This window comes from Pseudomonas sp. GCM10022186 (assembly GCF_042656385.1).
Lineage (GTDB): Bacteria > Pseudomonadota > Gammaproteobacteria > Pseudomonadales > Pseudomonadaceae > Metapseudomonas.
Window position 1 is genome coordinate 42,507 of the sequence record NZ_JBHSOU010000064.1, and the last position, 20,566, is coordinate 63,072.

General features: G+C 65.7%; 19 protein-coding genes. 7 read left to right on the forward strand and 12 right to left on the reverse strand.

Going from position 1 to position 20,566, the window contains the following annotated elements; translation table 11 throughout:
• The first annotated feature begins 24 nt into the window (after positions 1 to 24).
• Both ACFPU0_RS22555 and nudC read left to right on the forward strand, forming a co-directional pair.
• Entirely contained in the window at positions 25 to 1,704 is a 1,680-nt protein-coding gene (locus ACFPU0_RS22555; protein WP_377695523.1) for a ferrous iron transporter B, read from the forward strand.
• 1 nt (position 1,705) lies between these two features.
• The gene (gene nudC / locus ACFPU0_RS22560) at positions 1,706 to 2,539 is read left to right on the forward strand and encodes an NAD(+) diphosphatase (protein WP_377695524.1); all 834 of its coding nucleotides are present in this window, start codon (positions 1,706 to 1,708) and stop codon (positions 2,537 to 2,539) included.
• Here nudC and ACFPU0_RS22565 read toward each other — a convergent pair.
• On the reverse strand, positions 2,513 to 3,292 hold the full coding sequence (locus ACFPU0_RS22565) for a TSUP family transporter (RefSeq protein WP_377695525.1): 780 nt from the start codon (positions 3,290 to 3,292) through the stop codon (positions 2,513 to 2,515). The genes nudC and ACFPU0_RS22565 overlap by 27 nt on opposite strands.
• 100 nt (positions 3,293 to 3,392) lie before the next feature.
• On the opposite strand from ACFPU0_RS22565, the gene ACFPU0_RS22570 reads away from it, so the two are divergent.
• The gene (locus ACFPU0_RS22570; RefSeq protein WP_377695526.1) at positions 3,393 to 4,043 is read left to right on the forward strand and encodes a hypothetical protein; all 651 of its coding nucleotides are present in this window, start codon (positions 3,393 to 3,395) and stop codon (positions 4,041 to 4,043) included.
• A 341-nt stretch (positions 4,044 to 4,384) separates the two neighbouring features.
• Here the strand turns inward: ACFPU0_RS22570 and ACFPU0_RS22575 are convergent, their stop codons facing one another.
• From ACFPU0_RS22575 to ACFPU0_RS22590, 4 genes are all read right to left on the reverse strand, one after another.
• Positions 4,385 to 5,152, reverse strand: coding sequence for an SDR family oxidoreductase (locus tag ACFPU0_RS22575; protein ID WP_377695527.1), 768 nt, complete (start codon positions 5,150 to 5,152; stop codon positions 4,385 to 4,387).
• Positions 5,153 to 5,177: 25 nt separating this feature from the next.
• Positions 5,178 to 6,248, reverse strand: a complete 1,071-nt coding sequence (locus ACFPU0_RS22580) for a phosphotransferase family protein (RefSeq protein ID WP_377695528.1) — start codon at positions 6,246 to 6,248, stop codon at positions 5,178 to 5,180.
• 210 nt (positions 6,249 to 6,458) lie between these two features.
• The gene (locus ACFPU0_RS22585) at positions 6,459 to 6,773 is read right to left on the reverse strand and encodes an SCP2 sterol-binding domain-containing protein (protein WP_377695529.1); all 315 of its coding nucleotides are present in this window, start codon (positions 6,771 to 6,773) and stop codon (positions 6,459 to 6,461) included.
• 59 nt (positions 6,774 to 6,832) lie between these two features.
• Positions 6,833 to 7,543 (reverse strand): histidine phosphatase family protein, encoded by a 711-nt coding sequence (locus ACFPU0_RS22590; RefSeq protein ID WP_377695530.1) that lies wholly within the window; start codon positions 7,541 to 7,543, stop codon positions 6,833 to 6,835.
• A gap of 209 nt (positions 7,544 to 7,752) precedes the next feature.
• On the opposite strand from ACFPU0_RS22590, the gene sohB reads away from it, so the two are divergent.
• Positions 7,753 to 8,778 (forward strand): protease SohB, encoded by a 1,026-nt coding sequence (gene sohB, locus ACFPU0_RS22595; protein ID WP_377695531.1) that lies wholly within the window; start codon positions 7,753 to 7,755, stop codon positions 8,776 to 8,778.
• 18 nt (positions 8,779 to 8,796) lie between these two features.
• Here sohB and ACFPU0_RS22600 read toward each other — a convergent pair whose 3' ends face one another.
• Positions 8,797 to 9,651 (reverse strand): alpha/beta fold hydrolase, encoded by an 855-nt coding sequence (locus tag ACFPU0_RS22600; RefSeq protein ID WP_377695532.1) that lies wholly within the window; start codon positions 9,649 to 9,651, stop codon positions 8,797 to 8,799.
• A 110-nt stretch (positions 9,652 to 9,761) separates the two neighbouring features.
• Here ACFPU0_RS22600 and ACFPU0_RS22605 point away from each other — a divergent pair, with 110 nt between their 5' ends.
• Positions 9,762 to 10,343, forward strand: coding sequence for a TetR/AcrR family transcriptional regulator (locus ACFPU0_RS22605; RefSeq protein ID WP_377695533.1), 582 nt, complete (start codon positions 9,762 to 9,764; stop codon positions 10,341 to 10,343).
• 172 nt (positions 10,344 to 10,515) lie between these two features.
• On the opposite strand, the gene ACFPU0_RS22610 is transcribed toward ACFPU0_RS22605, so the two are convergent.
• Positions 10,516 to 11,016: a DUF934 domain-containing protein gene (locus tag ACFPU0_RS22610; protein ID WP_377695534.1), complete on the reverse strand. Its 501-nt coding sequence runs from the start codon at positions 11,014 to 11,016 to the stop codon at positions 10,516 to 10,518.
• The gene (locus tag ACFPU0_RS22615) at positions 11,000 to 12,658 is read right to left on the reverse strand and encodes a nitrite/sulfite reductase (RefSeq protein ID WP_377695535.1); all 1,659 of its coding nucleotides are present in this window, start codon (positions 12,656 to 12,658) and stop codon (positions 11,000 to 11,002) included. The genes ACFPU0_RS22610 and ACFPU0_RS22615 overlap by 17 nt, the downstream gene beginning before the upstream one ends.
• A gap of 449 nt (positions 12,659 to 13,107) precedes the next feature.
• On the opposite strand from ACFPU0_RS22615, the gene ACFPU0_RS22620 reads away from it, so the two are divergent.
• Positions 13,108 to 14,193, forward strand: a complete 1,086-nt coding sequence (locus ACFPU0_RS22620) for an ABC transporter substrate-binding protein (RefSeq protein WP_377695536.1) — start codon at positions 13,108 to 13,110, stop codon at positions 14,191 to 14,193.
• A gap of 3 nt (positions 14,194 to 14,196) precedes the next feature.
• On the opposite strand, the gene ACFPU0_RS22625 is transcribed toward ACFPU0_RS22620, so the two are convergent.
• The 3 genes from ACFPU0_RS22625 to ACFPU0_RS22635 form a co-directional block, all read right to left on the reverse strand.
• Complete coding sequence (locus tag ACFPU0_RS22625) at positions 14,197 to 14,415, reverse strand: DUF2970 domain-containing protein (RefSeq protein ID WP_377695537.1); 219 nt, start codon at positions 14,413 to 14,415, stop codon at positions 14,197 to 14,199.
• A 55-nt stretch (positions 14,416 to 14,470) separates the two neighbouring features.
• Complete coding sequence (locus ACFPU0_RS22630) at positions 14,471 to 15,511, reverse strand: RNA methyltransferase (protein ID WP_377695538.1); 1,041 nt, start codon at positions 15,509 to 15,511, stop codon at positions 14,471 to 14,473.
• A gap of 77 nt (positions 15,512 to 15,588) precedes the next feature.
• Positions 15,589 to 16,197 (reverse strand): hypothetical protein, encoded by a 609-nt coding sequence (locus ACFPU0_RS22635; protein WP_377695539.1) that lies wholly within the window; start codon positions 16,195 to 16,197, stop codon positions 15,589 to 15,591.
• Positions 16,198 to 16,375: 178 nt separating this feature from the next.
• Between ACFPU0_RS22635 and ACFPU0_RS22640 the strand changes: the two genes are divergently transcribed.
• Positions 16,376 to 16,669: a DUF1883 domain-containing protein gene (locus ACFPU0_RS22640; protein WP_377695540.1), complete on the forward strand. Its 294-nt coding sequence runs from the start codon at positions 16,376 to 16,378 to the stop codon at positions 16,667 to 16,669.
• 189 nt (positions 16,670 to 16,858) lie between these two features.
• On the opposite strand, the gene metH is transcribed toward ACFPU0_RS22640, so the two are convergent.
• Positions 16,859 to 20,551: a methionine synthase gene (gene metH / locus ACFPU0_RS22645; protein ID WP_377695541.1), complete on the reverse strand. Its 3,693-nt coding sequence runs from the start codon at positions 20,549 to 20,551 to the stop codon at positions 16,859 to 16,861.
• Between the last annotated feature and the right edge of the window lie 15 nt (positions 20,552 to 20,566).

Here is a 20,566-nt window from a genome sequence, read left to right on the forward strand (position 1 = left end):
TTCGCGTCGGAGGCGCATTAAGGCATGGTTACCGGAGTCACTTCGCTGGGGCTGGTGCGCGACGAACTGTACGCCACCATGGACCAGGCCGAGCAGAGCCTCGAACACTTCATCGCCGAGCGCCAGAACGGCGGCTTGCTGCAGCAGGCTGTGGAAGCCATGCACCAGGTGCGCGGCACCCTCAACCTGATCGAGCTGACCGGCGCCGAACTGCTGGCCCAGGAACTGCTCGACCAGGCTACCGACATACCCGCCGGCGCCGGCGAAGAGCGCGACGTCCAGCTCGCGGCGCTGAGCAATGCGTTGCATGTGCTGCGCCGTTACCTGGAAAACCTCGACCTGCACCGCCAGGAAATGCCCGAGCTGCTGCTGCCGGCAATCAACGACCTGCGCCAGGCCGGTGGCCAGGCGCCATTGCCGGAAAGCTATTTCTTCAGCGTGCGCCTGGACCTGGCACGCCAGGGCGCTGTGGCGGTCAGGCTGCCGCAAGGCGTGAATCCCGATGTCCTGGCCCGGCGCTTCCGCCAGGCCTACCAGCAGGGCCTGCTGGGTTTCCTGCGCGGCGCCAAGGTGCCGAGTTCCCTGCGCATGATGGAGCGCGCCCTCGGCGGGCTGGAGCGGCTGTTCGCGGAGCAGCCCCTGGGTCGTCTCTGCTGGATCGGCGCGGCGGCCATCGAATCGCAACGGGATGGCCAACTGCTCGCGCGCAAGTCGCGCAAGCAACTGTTCTCGCGCCTGGACCGCGAACTCAAGCAGCTGCTCGCCAACACGGCCTGTGAAGTACCGCGCAGCCTGCAGAAGGAACTCCTCTACCTGGTGGCGCTGGCCGACAGCCAGGGGCCGCGCGCCCGCGAGTTGCGCGATTCCTTCGGCATGACCGCGCTGCCTTTCACCGACCAGCTCCTGGAACAGGAATACCAGCGCCTCTCCGGCCCTGGCCAGGCGGTGATGCGTTCGCTGTCCGCGGCCATCTTCGAGGAGCTGAACAGCGTCAAGGACATGATCGACCTGATCGAGCGCGGCACAGCACCGGTAGAGTCCTTCGACAGTCTTCACGCCCTGCTGGGCAAGCTGGCCAAGACCCTGGCGATGGTCGGCCTGATTTCCCCCGGCAACGCGCTGCAGTCGCAGTTGCCCATGGTGGCCGCCTGGAGCGCCGCGGCGCCGGTCGAGCCCACCGAACTGCTCAAGCTGGCCGATGCCGTGCTTTATGTGGAGGGCATGGTGGCTGGCCTCGACAGCGGTGAGCGGCGCCATGGGCGTCAGGCCGCCGAAGCTGGCCACGAAGAGGACTCCTTCGCCAACCACCAGCTCGCCGAAGCGCGCATCGTGGTGCTGGACGAGGCCCAGGCCGGCCTGGCCATGGCCAAGCGCGCCATCACCGCCTACCTGGAGTCCAACGGCGACAAGCTGCACCTGGCCAATGTGCCGGTGAGCCTGCAGGCGGTGCGCGGCGGCCTGTGGTTCCTCGACCAGGAGCGTGCCGCCTCCCTGGTGGGGGGGTGTGGCGACTATATTCAGCAGCAGATGCTGGAGATGTCCGTCATGCCTTCGGAACAGATGCTGGAAACCCTGGCCGATGCCCTGACCAGCCTCGAGTACTACCTGGAAGGCGGCGCCGGCATGCGCCGTGGCTTCCAGACCGACGTACTCGACCTGGCGGCCAGCAGCGTGCGGGCCCTGGGCCTGCGGGTGGCTGCCTGACATGGCCGCGACGCGCTGGCAGGCCGGCCTGCTCGATACCATCCAGGCGGGGGGCTGGGCGCTGGCCCATTGCCGCCAGCAGTTCCTCACCGACAGCAACGGCGTGCTGTTTCCCCGCGAGTGGCTGAAGCGCCAGGAACTGCCGGTGCTCGCCGAGCATGGCATCGGCCACTTCGATGGCGACCCGATCTACCTGCTGGAGCTGGCCCACCCGGCCGAGGTGGCCGGCTGCTTCTGGCAGGGCCTGCGCCAGGTGATGCTGCAAGGAGACGCCGAGATCTTCCGCATGCTCGGCTTCGCCAGCCAGATCGGCACCTGGGCCGACCAGCACCGCTTCTGCGGCAGCTGCGGCCAGCGCATGGAGCCGGTGGCGGGCGAACGCGCGATGCGCTGCCCGAGTTGCGAAGTCCACCACTACCCACGGCTCTCGCCGAGCATGATCGTCCTGGTCAGCCGCGGCGACGAACTGCTGCTGGCGCGCTCGCCGCGCTTCGTCAGCGGCGTCTACAGCACCCTGGCCGGCTTCGTCGAGCCGGGCGAGTCGGTGGAGGCCTGCGTGGCCCGCGAGGTGCGGGAAGAGGTGGGCGTGGAGATCGGCAACATCCAGTACATCGCCAGCCAGAACTGGCCCTTCCCGCATTCGCTGATGCTCGGCTTCCATGCCGAGTACCGCAGCGGTGAGATAGTCCCGCAAGCGGGCGAGATCGAAGACGCCCGCTGGTTCTCCGTCGATGCGCTGCCGCCGCTGCCGGCCCAGCGCTCCATCGCCCGCTACCTCATCGACCTCTATGTGGCGCGGCGCCTCGGCTTAGCCGATCCAGTGCTGCCAGACTAGGCGCGCGGTCAGCGCCAGTACCACCAGGACGAACACCGGGCGGATGAACTTGGCGCCGCCCTGGATGGCCGTGCGAGCACCGAGGAAGGCGCCGGCCATCAGCGCCAGCCCCATGCTGATACCCAATGCCCAGGCCACCTGGCCCCCGACGATGAACACCGCCAGGGCCATGGCATTGCTGACGAAGTTCATGCTGCGGGCGACGCCGCTGGCGCGCACCAGGTCCAGGGGGTAGAACAGCAGACTGCTGACGGTCCAGAAGGCGCCGGTGCCGGGACCGGCAACGCCATCGTAGAAGCCGAGCCCGAGGCCCTGGGGCCACTGGCGACCACGGGAGATGGGCGCGTCATGGCTGTGCGCGGTATCCGGCGTCTTGCCGAACAGCAGGTACAGGCCACAACCGAAGACCACCGCCGGCAGCATCTGGTTGAGCCAGGCGGCGGGCAACCAGTGGGCGATCACCGCGCCCAGGGCCGCGCCAACGGCAGTGGCGATCAGCGCATTGCGCCATTTCGACGGGTCGAACAACTTGCGTCGATAGAAGGTGTAGGCGGCGGTGCCCGAGCCGAAGGTGGCGCAGAGCTTGTTGGTGCCCAGCACCAGGTGCGGTGGCAGGCCGGCGGTGAGCAGGGCGGGGATGGTCAGCAGGCCGCCGCCGCCGGCGATGGCGTCGATGAATCCGGCAAGAAAGGCAACAAAGGCGAGAATCGTCAGGGTGGCGGGATCGACCGCCAGCTCGAAGGGGAATGGCATGGAAAACGAGGTCCGTGTCTACAACCGCCGCGTGGCTTGTGGCTGCGGCTTGGGGAGTTGCGCATAATGCCGGCATTTTCATGCATAAGGAATGGGCACCATGCAGTATGACGGCCTGGCCTGGGCGGCCGCCCTGCTGGCGTTGCTGGTGGCGGCGGTGGCAGGGCGCATCCTCTTCGACCGCAGCTGGTTCCTCGGCTGGCTGCGCGGCACCTGCGGCCTGGCCTTTCTGGCCCTGGCGCTGTTGGTGGCGCTGGTGGCCCGCGACCTCTGGAGCTACACCGAGCTGCCGCAGGACAAGCCGCTGGTGACCCTGAACTTCAAGGCCCTCGGCCCACAGAACTACCAGGTGACCCTGCTGGAAGGCGGCAACGAGCGCGAGGTGCGGCTGGACGGCGATCTCTGGCAACTGGACGCGCGCCTGTTCAAGTGGAAGGGCCTGGGCCAACTGCTCGGCCTGGAGCCCGGCTACCGCCTGGAGCGTCTCTCGGGGCGCTACCTGGCCATCGAACAGCAGGCCCTGGCCCAGCACCCGCGCGCGCAACTGGCCGCGAGTCCCTATGGCGTCGACCTCTGGCGCTGGCTGCGCGTGTCCCAGCGCGACTTCTTCCTCTTCGCTCCCGAAGCGCAGCGGGTCACCTACCTGCCCATGGCCGATGGCGCGGTCTACTCCGTGAGCCTGTCGCCCACCGGCCTGATGGCGCAGCCGCTGAACCCGGTGGCCGAGGAAGCCTTGAAGGGCTGGCAGTGAATGGACGGGCGTAGGGTGAAAATCCCTTTCGGGATATCCACCCTACGCCTGGCGTGGCGCCTGCGCGGTACACCAGCCCTGTAGGGTGGATCACGCTTCACCGATCCACCATCGGCGCCGGGCTTGGCCGCGCTGGTGGATGTGAAAAGCGACATCCACCCTACGCCTGGCGCGGCGCCTGCGCGGTGCAGCAGCCCTGTAGGGTGGATCACGCTTCACCGATCCACCATCGGTGCCGGGTGTGGCCGCGCCGGTGGATGTGAAAAGCGACATCCACCGCCGCTCCCACAGAAACGTGAAAAAGGGAGCACCAAGGCTCCCTTTTCCGTAGCCGCCTGTCCTCAGGAGAGGAAGCCGCCGTCCACGTTCAGCGACACGCCGGTGGTGTAGCTGGAGGCGTCGCTGGCCAGGTACAGCACGGCGCCGGCCATTTCGCTCGGATCGGCGATGCGCTTGAGCGGGATGCGCTGCAGGAAGCTGTTGCGGATGCTCTCGGTGTTCACCAGTACTGAGGCGAACTTGGTGTCGGTGGCGCCTGGCAGCAGGGCGTTGCAGCGGATGCCGAACTGCGCGCACTCCTTGGCGAAGACCTTGGTCATGTTGATCACCGCCGCCTTGGTCACCGAGTAGATGCCCTGGAACTCGCCCGGGGAAACGCCGTTGATGGACGCGACGTTGATGATGCTGCCGCCGCCGTTCTCCTTCATCAGCTTGCCGCCCTCGATGGACATGAAGAAATAGCCGCGGACGTTGACGTCGATGGTCTTCTGGAAGGCCGACAGGTCGGTGTCCAGCACGTGGGCGAACTGCGGGTTGGTGGCGGCGTTGTTGACGAGGATATCGAGGCGGCCAAAGCGTTCGCGGATCTCGGCGAAGACGCGCTGGATCTGATCCATTTCGCCGATGTGGCAGGCGATGGCGGTGGCCTGGCCGCCGTCCGCGATGATGGCGTCGGCCACGGCCTGGCAGCCTTCGATCTTGCGGCTGGAGACGATCACGTGGGCGCCTTGCTGGGCCAGCAGTTTGGCGATGGCTTCACCAATGCCGCGGCTGGCGCCGGAAACGAAGGCGATCTTGCCGTCGAGGTCGAACAGAGTGGTCTTGGACATGGGGTTCCCCTTGTTGTGATCCGGTTTACAGCCGTGATTGGTTGATGACCTGCAGGCTCATCTGCTCCAGCAACTTGTTCATGTGGATGAACTGGGCGAAGCGCTTGTCCTGGGTCTGGCCATGGAAGTAGCGGTAGTAGATTTGCTGGACGATGCCGGCCAGGCGGAACAGGCCGTAGGTGTAGTAGAAGTCCAGGTTGGCGATGGGCGGCAGGCCGGCGCGCTCGGCGTAGTAGTCGGCGAACTCCTGGCGGCTGAGCATGCCCGGCAGGTGGCTGGGCTGGCGGCGCATCAGTTGCACCGGTGCCGGGTCCTTCGCCTCGATCCAGTAGGCGAGGGTGTTGCCGAGATCCATCAGTGGGTCACCGATGGTGGTCAGTTCCCAGTCCAGCACGCCGATGATCTTCATCGGGTTGGCCGGGTCGAGGATGACGTTGTCGAAGCGGTAGTCGTTATGCACGATCGCCGGCTTGTGGTGGTCGGCGGGCATCTTGTCGCGGAGCCAGGCCTTGACCGGTTCCCAGGTCGGCGCGTCCGGGGTCAGGGCCTTCTCGTAGCGGTCGGTCCAGCCGGCGATCTGGCGCTGCACGTAGCCTTCCGGCTTGCCCAGGTCGCCCAGGCCGCAGGCCTGGTAGTCGACGTTGTGCAGCTCCACCAGCTTGTCGATGAAGCTCAGGCACAGATCGCGGGCCTGGCCTGCGTCGAGCGACATGTCGGCCGGCAGGTCGGCGCGCAGGATCACGCCCTTCACCCGTTCCATCACGTAGAACTCCGCGCCGATCACCGACTCGTCGGTGCAGTGCACGTAGGCCTTCGGGCAGTAGGGGAAGCCGGCGTTGAGCTGGTTGAGGATGCGGAACTCGCGGCCCATGTCGTGGGCGGACTTGGCCTTGTGGCCGAAGGGCGGCCGGCGCAGCACGAACTCCTGGTTCGGGTATTCCAGCAGGTAGGTCAGGTTGGAGGCGCCGCCGGGAAACTGGCTGATGCGTGGGGTGCCGGTGAGGCCGGGGATATTGGCCTTGAGGTACGGGTCGATGACGGCGGCGTCGAGCTCTTCGCCTTCGCGGATGCGGGTGGATTGATCAGTAAGCGACATGCTTATCCCTTCTGTTTATGATGGTGGCTCGAGACTATTCGCTAATCTAATGCCGCCTCAGGGGCGTCACAAGCCGAACGAGCCGTTATAGACAAAGGTGTTGCAGCACAATCAGGCTGCCTGATTCGCCCGCACCGCCTGACTCGGGCGAAAAAAAACCGGAGCCCTGGGACTCCGGTTCTTCGTGTGCATGGCGTATGCCGGTGAAGCTTAGACCGGGAACAGTTCGCCGAGCTTCATCGCCAGCATCATGTCGCCTTCGGCGCGCAGCTTGCCGGCCATGAAGGCCTGCATGCCGTCGGTCTCGCCGGTCATGATGCCGACCAGGGTGGCGCTGTCCATGATCAGGGTGACGTTCGGATTGGCGGCGTCGCCCTGCTGTACGTCGCAGGTGCCATCCTTGACCACCAGGTAGTGGTTGTCGCCGTCTTCGATGTTGAACTGGAACACCAGGTCCAGGCCAGCGGCGGCACCGGCGTTGAACTTGGACTGCATGGTTTTGACGATGTCAGCAACGTTGGTCATGGTGTTTTCCTTTTTCTAGGGTTATGTCCGGCGGCCTTTCCAGCCGCAGTGGGCCGGGCTCAGCGATAGGTGATGAGCTCCGGCGCCTTCAACAGCTCCAGATGCACATGACTGTTGAAGGAAGCCAGGGACACCTCGTTGCCGCGGAACTTCAGGCGATTGAGCGAGGTGTTGACGATCTGCCAGTTGAGGCCGAAGGCGCTGTCGGCCGGGATGCCGGCCACCAGGTGGAGCAGGGCGGTGATGGTGCCGCCGGAGGTGAACACGGCGATGTTCTGCTTGCTCTCGGCCTGGGCGAGGATGCGCTCGAGGCCGCCGCGAACCTGTTCGACGAAGTCCCGCCAGCTCTGCAGGCCGGGCTTGTCGTGGGCGCCGGACACCCAGCGCAGTACCAGCTTGGAGAACAGGCGCTGGAACTCGGCGCGGTTCGCTGGGGCATTGCGCAGTACGTGCAGCGCTTCGGGCTCTTCCGGAAGCAGGTCGGGGAGCAGGGCGCGGATTACCGCGTCGGCGTCGAATTCGTTGAAGGCCGGGTCGATCTGGATCGCCGGGGCTTGGAGTCCGGCGGCGTCGAACTGGGCCAGGGCGGCCTGGGCCGTGTGCTGCTGGCGCCGCAGGTCGCCGCTGTAGCAGCGATCCAGGCGCAGGCCCAACTGGGCGAGGTGTGCACCGAGCACTTCGGCCTGGCGGATGCCGAGGGGCGAGAGCACATCGTAGTCGTCGGCGCCAAAGGAAGCCTGGCCATGTCGAATCAGGTAGATGTTGCCCACGTACTGGCGTCTCGCGAGGTTGAAAGTTCCGCGAGGTTATGAGGAACCCTGGGGGCTGTCAACGAAAAAACATACGCTTGTTTGAATGCATTCCCGCTGTTTATGCAGAGGTTTCCGACCGCTGGCGAGGCGGGGGTGGCGCCGTTATGCTTGCAGGTCTTCGCGCCGCCGGGAGGCTGGCGTCAGCAGGACCAACGAGGGGGAGTTACGTGGAATTCTTTGCCGAGTATGCCGGCTTCCTGGCCCGGACTGTGACCGTGCTGGTGGCCATCCTGGTGGTGTTGGCTGCCATCGCTGCACTGCGCGGCCGCAACCGGCGCGTGGCCAGCGGCCACCTGGACGTGCGCAAGCTCAACGATTTCTACAAGGACCTGCGCGAGCGCCTGGAGCACTCGGTGCTGGACAAGGCGCACCTGAAGGCCGCGCGCAAGGCCGAGGCGAAGGCGGCGAAGCGCGCGAAGAAGTCGGCCGAGCGGAAGCCACGGGTCTTCGTGCTGGACTTCGATGGCGACATCAAGGCATCGGCCACCAACCACCTGCGCCATGAGGTGACCGCGCTGCTCTCGATGGCGACCGACAGGGACGAGGTGGTGGTGCGCCTGGAAAGCGGCGGCGGCATGGTACACAGCTACGGCCTGGCTTCGTCCCAACTGGCACGCATCCGCGATGCCGGGGTGCCGCTCACCGTCTGCGTCGACAAGGTGGCCGCCAGCGGCGGCTACATGATGGCCTGCATCGGCCAGAAGATCCTCGCCGCGCCGTTTTCCATCATCGGCTCCATCGGCGTAGTCGCGCAGTTGCCCAACGTGCATCGGCTGCTGAAGAAACACGACATCGATTTCGAAGTGCTCACCGCCGGCGAGTACAAGCGCACCCTGACGGTATTCGGCGAAAACACCGAGAAGGGCCGGCAGAAGTTCCAGGAGGACCTGGAAACCACCCATGAACTCTTCAAGGGCTTCGTCAGCCGTTACCGTCCCCAGCTGAACATGCCGGAGATCGCTACGGGCGAAGTCTGGCTGGGCATGGCGGCGCTGGAAAAGCAACTGGTGGATGAGCTGCGCACCAGCGACGAGTACCTGGCCGAGCGGGCCAAGGAGGCCGAGCTGTTCCACCTGCACTATGCCGCGCGCAAGACCCTGCAGGAGCGGGTGGGCCTGGCCGCCAGCGTGGCCATCGACCGCCTGTTGCTGAACTGGTGGAGTCGCCTCAACCAGCAGCGCTTCTGGCAGTGAGCGCGAGCCCGGACCGGCTCAGGCCAGCTCGGGCAGCAGCACCTCTTCCCACAGCGAGCGCTGGTACTGCGGCTTGAAGAAGCCGAAGTGGCCGATGGCCCTTTCGCCCACATCCGCCGGGGCGATGCGCTTGAAGTGCTTCTCGGCCTGGCGATAGAAGTTGTGCAGCGACTCGGTATTGCGCCCGGACATCATCTCGTCGTCAGTGAAGGAGATCGAGGTAATGGGCGTGCGCACGGCGGAAAAGGCGGCCCGGACAGTCTCACCCTCGGCACCCACGGCGTATTCCGGGTCCAGGCACCAGCGGCGCCACTGGCGGATCACCCCCCTGGGCAGGTCGCCGACCATGCCCAGGCGCTTGCCGGGAAAATAGCCGGCCAGCGGCGTCACCAGGGGCGCCACCAGGAACCACAACAGCCAGACGCGACGGCGCAGTTCGGCGGTGTTCTCGCGCCAGTAGCCGCTGCCGGTGGCGATGGTCAGGGCTTTGCTGATGCGCTCGTTGCCTTCCACGAAGGGCAGGATCTGCCCGCCCAGGCTGTGGCCGATCCAGTACAGCGGCTTGCCGCCGGCGGCATTGGCCGCGAGGGAGAGCATGGTGCTGCAGTCATGGCGGGCCCAGTCGAGGATGTCCACATCCAGGTTGCGCAGGTGGCCATTGCGTGACTGGCCCATGCCGACGTAATCGAAGGTGGCGACCAGGTAACCGCGCTGCGCCAGCCAGGTGGCGAAGGGGGCGTAGTAGCGCTGGGGCACGCCCATGGCGGGTACTATCAGCACCGCGGCGCGCAGCTCGCCCTCGGGGCGAAACCAGTTGGCGCTGATGAAGTGGCCGTTGCCATTGTCGATCCGGGTTTCTGTCGGGCTGATCATTGCATCCGTCCTGGCGTGGAAAGGGCTTCTGGAAAAACGCGAACCCGGGCAGTATACGAAAGTTAGAAAAGTATTCTAGAAAAATATTCTAGTCTCATCTGAGGACATTCATGGGCCGTCCCTCCCGCAAAGACGACATTCTCCAGGCCGCCCTGGCCTGCTTCAGCGAACAGGGCGTGGATGCCACCACCATCGAGATGATCCGTGACCGTTCCGGGGCCAGCATCGGCAGCCTCTACCACCATTTCGGCAACAAGGAACGCATCATCGCCGCGCTCTACCTGGAAGGGGTGAGCGGCTACGCCCGCCTGCTGGAGGCGGGTTTCGCCAAGGTGGACAGCGCCGAGGGCTGCATCAAGCTGCTGGTGGCCTGCTATGTCGATTGGGTGCTGGCGAATCCGGACTGGGCACGCTTCATCCTGCACAGCCGCGGCCGGGTGGAAGCGAGCGAACTGGGCGAGCAGCTGCGCGAAACCAATCGCCTGCACCATGGGCGGATAGAGGAACTCATGCGGCCTTACCGCGAGGCCGGCGCCTACCGCGAGATGCCGCGGGACTGCTTCACCTCGGTGGTCATCGGGCCGGTGCAGGACTTCACCCGCAACTGGCTGGCCGGGCGCACCCGCACCAGCCTGGCCGATTGCCGCGAGCTGTTCATGCAGGTGGCCTGGGATGCGGTGCGCGCGCCGTAGTCCTGTAGGGGCGAATTCATTCGCCAAGGGCGGCGCAGCTGCCCCCAAATGCATCGAGGGCCGAACCTGCGGTTCGGTTGGCGAATGAATTCGCCCCTACAAGAGACGGTGCCGCCCGCGGACGACCAAACAAAAAGCCCCGCGGATGCGGGGCTTCTCGTTGGCGCCTGGCTCAGGCCGTGCGGCGGCGGAACAGCGGCAGGGCCTGGTCGCTGGAGGCCTGGTAGACCTCGGAGAAGTCCTCGAACGCCTTGAGGGCGTCGAAGGGGTCCTTGTCCGCGCGCAGGGCGAAGGCGTCGAAGCCGCAACGCTTGAGGGCGAACAGCTGGTCGCGCAGCACGTCGCCGATGGCGCGCACTTCGCCCTGGTAGCCGTAGCGCTGGCGCAGCAGGTAGGCGGTGGAGGAGTGGCGGCCGTCGGTGAAGGACGGGAAGTTCAGCGCGATCACCTGGAAGTGCTCCAGGTCACCGGCGATTTCCTCGATCTCCTCGCCGGCATCCAGCCATACGCCCAGGCCGCCGTCGCGCGCTTTCAGGGCATGGGCGTGGTCGCACCAGAGGGCCAGCGGAACGATGATGTCGTCGCAGTTGGGGATGCCGTCCAGGGAGGCGTCCTTGTCCAGCAGGTGCCAGGTCTCGTCGATCACCTGGCCGTTCTTAATGATTCGCTGCATATACGCGCTCCTTGAACGGATCGATACCGATACGGCGGAAGGTGTCGAGGAAGTTCTCGTCCTCGGTGCGCTGTTCCACGTAGACCTTGATGAGTTTCTCGATCACGTCGGCCATTTCGTCCTGGGCGAAGGATGGGCCGAGGATCTGCGCCAGGCTGGCGTCACGGCCGGCGCTGCCGCCGAGGGACACCTGGTAGAACTCCTGGCCCTTCTTGTCCACGCCGAGGATGCCGATGTGGCCGACGTGGTGGTGGCCGCAGGCGTTCATGCAACCGGAGATGTTCAGGTCGAGGTCGCCGATGTCGAACAGGTAGTCCAGGTCGTCGAAGCGACGCTGGATGGCTTCGGCCACCGGGATCGACTTGGCATTGGCCAGGGAGCAGAAGTCGCCGCCCGGGCAGCAGATGATATCGGTCAAGAGGCCGACGTTCGGGGTGGCGAAGCCGAGTTCGCGCAGCTCGCCCCAGAGGGTGAACAGCTGGGCCTGCTCGACGTCGGCCAGGATGATGTTCTGGTTATGGCTGTTGCGCACTTCGCCGAAGCTGTAGCGGTCGGCCAGGTCGGCGATGGCGTCCAGTTGCTTGTCGCTGACATCGCCGGGCGCCACGCCGGTGGGCTTGAGCGACAGGGTCACGGCGGCATAGCCGGGCTTCTTGTGGGCCACGACGTTGCGGGTACGCCAGCGGGCGAAGCCGGGGTGCTCGGCGTCCAGCGCGGCGAGGGCGGCATCCTGGTCTTCCAGGGCCTTGTAGGCCGGGTCGACGAAGTGCTTGGCGACGCGCGCCACTTCTTCTTCGGTCAGGGTGGTGGGGCCGTCCTTCAGGTGGGCCCATTCGGCGTTGACGCGCTCGGCGAAGACCTCGGGAGTCAGCGCCTTGACCAGGATCTTGATGCGCGCCTTGTACTTGTTGTCACGACGGCCGTAGCGGTTGTAAACGCGCAGGATGGCGTCGAGGTAGCTGATCAGGTGCTGCCACGGCAGGAATTCGTTGATGAAGCTGCCGACCACCGGGGTACGGCCCAGGCCGCCGCCGACGGATACGCGGAAGCCCAGCTCGCCGGCAGCGTTCTTCACCGCCTCCAGGCCGATGTCGTGGACTTCGATGGCGGCGCGGTCGCTCACGGCGCCATTCACGGCGATCTTGAACTTGCGCGGCAGGTGGGAGAATTCCGGGTGGAAGGTGGACCACTGGCGGATGATCTCGCACCAGGGGCGCGGATCGACGAGCTCGTCGCGGGCGACGCCGGCGAACTGGTCGGTGGTGGTGTTGCGGATGCAGTTGCCGCTGGTCTGGATGGCGTGCATCTGCACGGTGGCCAGCTCGGCGAGGATCTCCGGCACGTCCTCCAGTTCCGGCCAGTTGAACTGCACGTTCTGGCGGGTGCTGATGTGGGCGTAGCCCTTGTCGTAGTCGCGAGCGATCTGCGCCAGCTTGCGCACCTGCACGGAAGACAGCAGGCCATAGGGCACGGCAACGCGCAGCATGGGCGCGTAGCGCTGGATGTACAGGCCGTTCTGCAGGCGCAGCGGGCGGAATTCCTCACCCGACAGCGTGCCTTCCAGATAGCGGCGGGTCTGATCGCGGAACTGCTTGACGCGGTCCTCGACGATCCGTTGATCGTACTCGTCGTATACGTACATGAAATGTCCTGTCATCAGGCTGCTTACAGCTTTTCTGCGCGCACGGCCGCGCACTCCCCGCGGAGCCGGAGGAAGATACCAGTTCGGGGTTATGCGCAAAAGTGATGTTTGAGTATATGTAAAGAACCAGAAGTTATTGTTGGGGCCGGGTGCATAACCTCCGGCTTGAGGCGCCGCGGGGGCTGGTCTTTACTCGAAGTGCAAGCCGCCTATAACCACAACAATGGGGGACGCCATGACCGATCATTCCGAAGATTCCAACCACGACAGCAAGATCGACGCCTGGGCCATCTTCTTCCTGATCCTGATCGCTGTTTCCACCGCCATCTTCTGGGTCAGCCACCAGTGAGCGAAAACGGGCCCGACCGGATGATCCGGCCGGGCCCGTTGCATCCGATCACCCGCCGATAAGCGGTTATACTGCGCCGCCGTTTTTCCCGGGTGATGGAATGAAAGGTCCCTGCGCCTCCCTGTTGCTTGTCCTCTGCCTGGCCTTCAGCCAGGCGCTGAATGCCGCATCGGTGGTGTTCCTCAATCCCGGCCGTACCAACGAACCCTTCTGGGTGAGCTACGCGCAGTTCATGCAGGCAGCGGCCAGCGACCTCGGCATGGCGCTCGACGTGAAGTTCGCCGAGCGGGACATGCAGCGCATGCTCGACCAGGCCCGCGAAGCGCTGCTGGGGACCCACAGGCCCGACTACCTGGTGTTCGTCAATGAGCAGTACTCCGGCCCGGAGATCCTGCGCCTGTCCCGGGGCAGCGGGGTCAAGCTGTTCACCGTCAACAGCACGCTGACGGCGGATCAGCAGGCACTCGTGGGCGGCACCCGGGAGCGCTATCCCGACTGGATCGGCAGCATGGTCGCCAACGAGGAAGAGGCCGGTTACCTCATGGCCCGGGAGCTGCTGGAGCAGCAGCAACGCCGGGCGCCGGGCAGGCCCATCGAGATGCTGGCGTTCTCCGGCGTCAAGCAGACCCCGGCGGCGAAGCGCCGTGAACAGGGCCTGATGCGCGCTTTGGCCGAATTTCCCCAGGCCCGCCTGCACCAGCTGGTCTACAGCGAATGGAACCGCGATCGCGCCTATGTCCAGGCGCAGCAGCTGTTTCCGCGCTATCCGGAGGTGAAGCTGGTGTGGTCGGCCAATGATGAAATGGCGTTCGGCGCCATGCGCGCGGCGACCGAGCTGGGACGAAAGCCCGGGCAGGACCTGCGCTTCTCTGCCCTGAACAATTCCCCCGAAGTGCTGAACGCCTATCTCGATGGGTCGGTCAGTAGCCTGGTCAGCGGGCATTTCACCCTGGGTGGCTGGGCCATGGTGCTGCTCCACGACTATGACGCCGGCCTGGATTTCGCCGGGCACGGTGGCAAGGACCGCGAAGTCCGGTTGTTCCAGGCCCTGGACCGCAACGAGGCGGCACGCCTGCTGCGGCATATCGAGCGGCGCGGCTACGACCTGGACTTCCGCACTTTCAGCCTGCTGGGCAGGAAAGGCGCGCGCGAATACCGCTTCTCCCTGCAGCCGCTGATCGACTGAGGCTCAGACCCCGGCCAGGTGCAGCACCAGTCTCACCAGGCCATAGAGCACCGCCACGAAGATGGCGGTGGCGAGCAGGCCGAGGATGATGAAGTGGCTGGGTTTGCCGCGGCTGAAGTCACGGGTGCGGTTCTTCCCGCTCTGCACGCCGAAGGCGGCGGCCAGCACGCTCTGCAGCATCTCGCGGAAGCTCAGGGGTTGGTCGTGGTTCTTGTCGTCCATGGGACACCTCCTGGCCTCAGCTTAGCTCGTCGGCGAGGGAATGCCGTCCATTCGTTCAGGAGGCCGGGCGATGCAGGCGGCGGGTGTTGACCAGCTCCACGGCGCGGGCGCGCAACTGGCCGCAACCGCCCTCGACATCCTGCCCCGCGGAGTTGCGTACCTTGGTGAGGATGCCGCGGCTGTGCAGGTAGCGGACCATCTGCACGATGCGCTCGCAATCCGGACGCTGGTACTCGTCGTCGTCCAGGCTGTTGTAGGGAATCAGGTTCATCACCGCGTACTTGCCCTTGAGCAGGCGCAGGATGCCGTCCATTTCTTCCTGGCTGTCGTTGATGCCGCGCAGCAGGGTCCACTGGTACTGGATGGGATAGCCGATGCCGCGTGCATAACGCTCGCCCAGTTCCACCAGCTCGTCCGGGGCGATGCGCGGCGCCTTGGGCAGCAGCCGCTCGCGCAGGTCGGCGCGGGTGGTGTGCAGCGACAGCGCCAGGGCCGGCTTGACCCGCTCCTGCGGCAGGCGCTCGAAGACGCGCATGTCGCCGACGGTGGAGAACACCAGGTTCTTGTGGCCGATGCCGCCATCGGTGCCCAGCAGGCCGATGGCTTCCAGCACGTTGTCGAGATTGTGCGCCGGCTCGCCCATGCCCATGAACACCACCTTCTTCACCGGCCGGAAGCGGCGGGCGAGGGCCACCTGGGCGACTATCTCGGCGCTGCCCACCTGGCGCAGCAGGCCGCTCTTGCCGGTCATGCAGAACACGCAGCCCACCGCGCAGCCCACCTGGGTGGACACGCAGAGGCCGTCGCGGGGCAGCAGCACGCTTTCCACCATCTGGCCGTCGTTCAATGCCACCAGCAGGCGCGCGGAACCGTCGGCGCCGGGATGCTCCGAACGCAGGCGGACCAGGCCGTCCAGGCGTTCGGCCAGGGCCGGCAGGCCATCACGGACGCTCAGGGGCAGGAAATGCTCGGTGTGCTGGCGGCGGGTGCCGGCGTCCAGGGGCTTGCCCTGCAGCCAGGCGCGCACCACCCGGCCGCTGTGGACGGGGAGGGCGCCGAGGTCGGCCAGGTGCTGGTGGATATCGCTGATACGCATGGGGCGCGCATCCTACCACCGTCCAGGAGGCGGTGGCAGGCCCATCGGCGGGCCTGCCGACCAGCCGGTGGCAGGGTTCAGGGCGCTTCGACGCTGATGGCCAGCGCGGAGGTCAGGCGAATCACCACTTCCTGGTTCAGGTAGGAATCCTTCAATTCCACATCCGGCCGCACCCTGACCGTCCGGCGGCTGCCATCGGCGAACTCCAGGGTGGCTGTGTGGTTGGCCTTGTCTATGACCTTGACCAGGGCGGTCACCTCGACCGTATCGGCCACCAGCATGCCGGGCTTCGCCCCTTCCGGCGTGGTGGCCACCACGCCGGCGGCGCCGTCCTCCCGGGCTTCGCCCGGTTCGCGCAGATAGACCACCCGCTCCTGGGCGACTATGGCGTTGACCCGGTCACCGACCTTCAGTTGCGGGAAATTGCGCATCTCCGGCACGGCGTGGAAGGTCTGGCGATTGCCTTGCTCATCTTCCAGGGTGAAGGTGCGCTTGGCGGTGTCCACGGCCTTCACCACGGCGGTGATCTGCTCTGTCTCGGTGGTCACGCTACCGGGAACACCTGACGCGTAGGCTTCGCCGCCACTGGCAGTAGCGGTCAATCCATCGTTTTCCGCCTGGCTGCTGCAGGCACCGAGCAGTGCGACGCTGATCAGGACCGCATGAATAGGCTTGGCATTCGGCATGGGAGATCCACCTTGTTCGAACGGATTGCAGGGAATGACCGGGTGGATGGCCGGCGCTGGGCATCCCTGTGCCCGAGCTCATCCCTCCTGGTCGGCTTCTACAGCGTAGGCGAGGCGGCGACATTTGCCCCCGTGGTATCCTGCCGCGCTGTTCGATCCAGCGATTCGGGAGCTGTTCATGAAGTTCATCCATCAACGCGAGCACCTCAACGAGGGTGACCTCGTGGTCATCCAGTGCTCGCAGACCTGCAATATCCGCCTGATGAACGATGCGAACTTCCGCAGCTTCAAGAACGGTGGCCGGCACAGCTACCACGGCGGCGCCTTCGACCGCTTCCCGGCGAAGATCGTGGTGCCCAGCACCGGTTTCTGGAACGTCACCCTCGACACCGTCACCCGCCGCGCCATCAGCGTCACGCGCAAGCCCAATTTCGAGTGGTCGATCAAGTTCGTGCGCCGTTCGGGTAGCTGATTCACCGGCATGAACAAGGCCCGCAAGCGCGGGCCGTTTTCGTTCTCGGCAATACCTGCTCTATGTGGGAGCGAATTCATTCGCGAATAAATTCGTTCCCACGCGCAGGCTGCAGGATCAAGCCCTGTAGGGTGGATAGCGCTTTTCTATCCACCAGCGAGGCCATGCAAGACACCGACGGTGGGAGGATCAGCTCTCGTACCCCAGGTTCGGCGCCAGCCAGCGTTCGCTCACGGCCTGGTCCTGGCCCTTGCGCTTGCTGTAGCTCTCCACCTGGTCGCGCTCGATCTTGCCGACGGCGAAGTACTGCGCTTCCGGGTGGGCGAAGTACCAGCCGCTGACGGCTGCCGCCGGGAACATGGCGTAGTGCTCGGTGAGGGTCACGCCCGAGGTGCTGTGCGGGTCGAGCAGGCGGAACAGGGTGCCTTTCTCGGTATGGTCCGGGCAGGCCGGGTAACCGGGAGCGGGGCGGATGCCCTTGTACTGCTCCTTGATCAGCGCCTCGTTGTCCAGGTGCTCGTCGGCCGCGTAGCCCCAGTGTTCCTTGCGCACGCGCTCGTGCAGCCACTCGGCGCAGGCCTCGGCCAGGCGGTCGGCCAGGGCCTTGACCATGATGGCGCTGTAGTCGTCGCCCTTGGCTTCGTACTGCTTGGCCAGTTCCTCGGCGCCGATGCCGGCGGTGGTGATGAAGCCGCCGACATAGTCGGTGATGCCGCTTTCCTTCGGCGCCACATAATCGGCCAGGCAGAAGTTCGGCTTGCTGTCGGGCTTGATGGTCTGCTGGCGCAGGTGGTGCAGGCGGGCCAGCGGCCTGCCCTGGGCGTCGTAGACCTCGATGTCGTCGTGGTCCACCTGGTTGGCCGGCCAGAAGCCGAACACCGCGCGGGCCTTGATCTGCTTGCCGTCGATCAGCTGCTTGAGCATCGCCTGGGCATCGTTGAACAGCGAGGTGGCCGCTTCGCCCACCACTTCGTCGCTGAGGATGCGCGGGTACTTGCCGGCCAGGTCCCAGGCGATGAAGAAGGGCGTCCAGTCGATGTACCGGGCCAGTACCGCCAGGTCGATGTCTTCCAGCAGCTGCACGCCGGTGAAGCTCGGCTTGGGCGCGCGGTAGTTGCTCCAGTCGAACTGCGGCTTGTTGGCCAGGGCATCGGAGTAGGCCAGGCGTTCGGTGCGGGCCGCGCGGTTGGCGGTGCGCTCGCGGACTTCGGCGTACTCGGTGCGGGTCTTCTCGACGAACTCGGCCTTCAGCTCCTTGGACAACAGGCTGGTAGCCACGCCCACGGCGCGGGAGGCGTCGGTGACGTAGACCACGGCGTCGTTGCTGTACTGCGGCTCGATCTTCACCGCGGTGTGCGCCTTGGAGGTGGTGGCGCCGCCGATCATCAGCGGCAGGTTGAAGCCCTGGCGCTGCATTTCCTTGGCGACATGGACCATCTCGTCCAGCGACGGGGTGATCAGGCCGGACAGGCCGATGATGTCGCACTTCTCGGCAATGGCGGTCTGCAGGATCTTCTCCGCCGGCACCATCACGCCGAGGTCGACGATGTCGTAGCCGTTGCAGCCGAGCACCACGCCGACGATGTTCTTGCCGATGTCATGCACGTCGCCCTTTACCGTGGCCATGAGGATCTTGCCCTTGGCTTGCGGCTTGTCGCCTTTCTCCGCTTCGATGAAGGGGATCAGGTGGGCCACCGCCTGCTTCATCACGCGGGCGGACTTCACCACCTGCGGGAGGAACATCTTGCCGGCACCGAACAGGTCGCCGACCACGTTCATGCCCGCCATCAGCGGGCCCTCGATCACCTCGATGGGGCGCGCGCACCGCTGGCGGCATTCCTCGGTGTCTTCGACGATGTAGGTGGTGATGCCCTTGACCAGGGCATGCTCCAGGCGCTTCTCCACCGGGTAGCTGCGCCACTCCTCGTTCTCGGCTTCCTTCACGGCGCCACCGCCACGGTAGTTGTCGGCGATGGCCAGCAGCGCCTCGGTGCTGCCTTCATGGCGGTTGAGCACCACATCCTCGACCTTTTCGCGCAGCTCGGCGGGGATCTCGTCGTAGATCTCCAGCTGGCCGGCGTTGACGATGCCCATGGTCAGGCCGTTCCTGATGGCGTGGTAGAGGAAGACCGAGTGGATGGCCTCGCGCACCGGGTTGTTGCCACGGAAGGAGAAGGACACGTTGGACACGCCACCGGAGGACAGCGCATAGGGCAGCTGGTCGCGGATGTAGGCGCAGGCCTCGATGAAGTCCACCGCGTAGTTGTTGTGTTCCTCGATGCCGGTGGCCACGGCGAAGATGTTCGGGTCGAAGATGATGTCTTCCGGCGGGAAGCCCACTTCATTGACCAGGATGTCGTAGCTGCGCTGGCAGATTTCCTTCTTGCGCGCGGCGGTGTCGGCCTGGCCGGCCTCGTCGAAGGCCATTACGACCACGGCGGCACCGTAGCGCTTGCACAGGCGCGCATGGTGCTTGAAGGCGTCCACGCCTTCCTTCATGGAAATGGAGTTGACGATGCCCTTGCCCTGGATGCACTTCAGGCCGGCCTCGATCACTTCCCACTTGGAGGAGTCGATCATGATCGGCACGCGGGAAATGTCCGGCTCGCCGGCGATCAGGTTGAGGAAGGTGACCATGGCCGCCTGGGAGTCGAGCATCCCTTCGTCCATGTTGATGTCGATCACCTGGGCGCCGGCTTCCACCTGCTGCAGGGCGACTTCCAGGGCCTCGGTGTAGTTCTCCTCGCGGATCAGCCGGGCGAACTTGGCGCTGCCGGTGATGTTGGTGCGCTCGCCGACGTTCACGAACAGCGAGCTGCGATCGATGGTGAAGGGCTCCAGGCCCGACAGGCGGCAAGCCTTGGGAATCTCTGGAATGACGCGCGGCGGGTACTTGGCTACCGCTTCGGCGATGGCCTGGATGTGCGGCGGGGTGGTGCCGCAGCAACCGCCGACAATGTTCAGCAGGCCGCTGGCGGCGAACTCTTCCACCACTTCGGCCATCTGCGCCGGGGTTTCGTCGTATTCGCCGAAGGCGTTCGGCAGGCCGGCGTTGGGGTGGGCCGAGACCTGGGTGTCGGCCTTGGCCGCCAGCTCCGCCAGGTAGGGACGCAGTTCCTTGGCGCCGAGCGCGCAGTTCAGGCCCACCGAGATCGGCTTGGCGTGGCGCACCGAGTTCCAGAACGCCTCGGTGGTCTGGCCCGACAGGGTACGGCCGGAGGCGTCGGTGATGGTGCCGGAAATCATGATCGGCAGCTCGTAACCCAGCTCCTCGAACACGCCCTGCACGGCGAAGATCGCCGCCTTGGCGTTGAGGGTGTCGAAGATGGTCTCGATCAGGATCAGGTCGGAGCCGCCCTCGATCAGGCCGCGGGTAGCCTCGGTGTAGTTCTCCACCAGCTCGTCGAAGGTGACGTTGCGGTAGCCGGGGTTGTTCACGTCCGGGGAGATGGAGCAGGTGCGGCTGGTCGGGCCGAGCACGCCGGCGACGAAGCGCGGCTTGGCCGGGTTCTCGGCGGTCTTGGCGTCGGCCACCTCACGGGCCAGGCGCGCGCCTTCGACGTTCAGCTCGTAGACCAGCTCTTCCATGCCGTAGTCGGCCTGGGACACGCGGGTGGCGTTGAAGGTGTTGGTTTCCAGGATGTCCGCGCCAGCGTCCAGGTAGGCCTTCTCGATGGCCTGGATCACGTCCGGGCGGGTCAGCAGCAGCAGGTCGTTGTTGCCCTTCACATCGCTCGGCCAGTCGGCGAAGCGGGTGCCGCGGTAATCCTCTTCCTGCAGCTTGTAGCTCTGGATCATGGTGCCCATGCCGCCATCGAGGATCAGGATGCGCTCTTTGAGCGCCTGTTGCAGGGCTTGCTGGCGGGCGATGCGGTCGGACATGGGAACTACCTGAGG